General features: G+C 54.3%; 2 protein-coding genes. Both read right to left on the reverse strand.

Going from position 1 to position 2,214, the window contains the following annotated elements; genetic code table 11:
- Positions 1-265: 265 nt before the first annotated feature.
- Complete coding sequence (locus AACY52_RS28305) at positions 266-967, reverse strand: hypothetical protein (RefSeq protein ID WP_339561070.1); 702 nt, start codon at positions 965-967, stop codon at positions 266-268.
- Positions 968-999: 32 nt separating this feature from the next.
- A protein-coding gene (locus AACY52_RS28310; RefSeq protein WP_339561071.1) for an IS3 family transposase occupies positions 1,000-2,108 on the reverse strand; the annotation gives its coding sequence in 2 pieces (ribosomal slippage) (positions 1,000-1,916 and positions 1,916-2,108; 1,110 coding nt in all).
- Positions 2,109-2,214 lie beyond the last annotated feature (106 nt).

The following is a 2,214-nucleotide window of genomic DNA, read 5'->3' on the forward strand; positions in this document are numbered from 1 at the left end:
CCTCCCTTCGTAGCCCACCCCCCTACTTCCACACAACATCTCCATCCTATCCACCACCCCTACCCTCCCCACCGCCCCGCGGCGCCCGCCCCGCCCGCCCCCCCCAAGTAGAGACTTGATTGTCCGGGGATTTTTCCTTGAAAAAGGTAATCAAGATTTAGTGTTACTTGCCTTATAAGCCCATAAATACTGGGCTCAGAGTTATGTAACTGAGTTTCTGTTACAAGGTCGCCCCATTTTAGGACGGAAAAATCACTCCACAATGTCAACAACCCGCTTTGAGGTAGACAGAACGCTTGGCCATGTCCAGGCGCAGCCCTTCGCGGGAAAGTTGCATCGCCTCTTTGTGGCGACGACTACGTATCCATTTGATCCACTGAAGCAACTCAACGTGCCCCTGTTCCTTAATCAGCAACAAAAATCGTCGCCGCCATTGAATGCTCGTTCTTAGACAAAGGCCACTACTCCGCTTCAGGTCATAGCCCCCCAGACCATCCAAGACCCCTTGAAGAAATTCCACCCAGAGTTCCGGATGGCCCAAGTGCGCTAAAGCTGTGCCCGCTAACAGAGAAAAAGTGCTCGGACATTGACGTCGCCAACATTGAAAAGTCGGTCGAGGCCGACTTTTCTCGACAAGTCGGGTATTCGTCGAGCCGCAGTTTGGGCAAGTCGCCGTTTGGATCGTCAACATGCTTTTGAGCCAGCCAATGACCGCCTGCCGCTGTTTTTCTATTTGCTCAGCTGGTTGCAGATTTTGGCGATCCTGCCGGGCGGACCACCACTGGTGCAACTCGGGGAACTCCTGCGCCATAACCTCCCTGGCCGCACGTACCCAGCGATAAAACGCGTTACAGGAAATACCAATGAGCGGTGCAGCAGTTGGGCCGGGCCAACCTGCCAGCAGGTACACCGCAAAGGTTGACCACAGGTGCATATGTTCGAGTCGGGCAAACGGCGTTCCGGTCAAGCTGTTATAGCCCTTGAATCGCCCCGGGTTTTCTAGACACTCTCAAGGCTCGCTGCGTAACGCTTTTCAAACTCTACCGGTGACAGCTGATTGTTGAAACTGTGGCGTCGTTTTGGGTTGTAAAACATCTCGATGTAATCGAACACATCATCTCGAGCATCCTGGCGTGTAGTGTAGATTTTACGCTTGATCCGTTCCCGCTTCAGCAACTGGAAAAAGCTCTCCGCCACAGCGTTGTCGTGGCAATTACCTCGACGACTCATGCTGGCTACCAGGTTGTTAGCTTTCAAGAAGCTTCGCCAGTCTGAGCTGCTGTACTGACTGCCTTGATCCGAGTGGATCATCACCTCTTGCTTCGGCTTACGTCTCCAAACCGCCATCAGCAGTGCATCAATGGCTACGTCGCTGGTCATCTGCGACTTCATTGACCAACCAATGATCTGGCGTGAAAACAGATCGAGCACCACGGCCAAATACAGCCAGCCTTCATATGTTCGGATGTAGGTAATGTCTGTGACCCAAACTTTGTTGGGTTCTCTGACATCGAATTGGCGCTTCAGTAAGTTCGGTGAGGCAACGGCTGGCTTACCGCCGTATTTTCCAGGCCTCCGTCGATACCCAGTCTGAGAACGTAAACCTTCAAGGCGCATCAACCTAGCCACCCGGTGACGGCCACAGCTCTCACCAACCTCTCGCAGGTCATCATGGATCTTTCGATAGCCATAAACGCCACCGCTTTCCAGCCAGGAGTGTTTGATCAATCCAAGCAGTCGCTGATCGTCCTTGGCTCGCGCAGATTTTGGTTCTGATAGCCACGCGTAGTAGCCGCTGGGATGAACCTTGAGCGTCAGGCAAAGCCGTCGAATCGCGTAATGACCCGCTTGCTGCTTAATAAAGGCGTACTTCAGCCGCACTCCTTGGCAAAGTACGCGGCGGCCTTTTTTAAGATGTCTCGCTCCTCCGTCACCCGTTTCAGCTCGGCACGTAGACGACGAACCTCAGCGCTCTGATCATCCTCCTCAACGCGCTGTTCCTGGGGCTTGGTGTAGCGCTTAACCCAGGCATAGAGGCTGTGCACAGACACACCCAATCGTGCAGCCACCTCCGAGACAGGAAGCTGCGGTCGCGGTAGGGACGGCAATTACCTGCCGCCCCCCGCACAGATCCGTACGTGCGGAACTACCGCATACGGCTCCTGCCTCGGGTATGTGACGCGAAGCGATCCTCAGGGTAAGGATGTGCATTTC

Source organism: Pseudomonas sp. EA_65y_Pfl1_P113 (assembly GCF_963970525.1).
GTDB classification, from domain to species: Bacteria; Pseudomonadota; Gammaproteobacteria; order Pseudomonadales; family Pseudomonadaceae; genus Aquipseudomonas; species Aquipseudomonas tritici.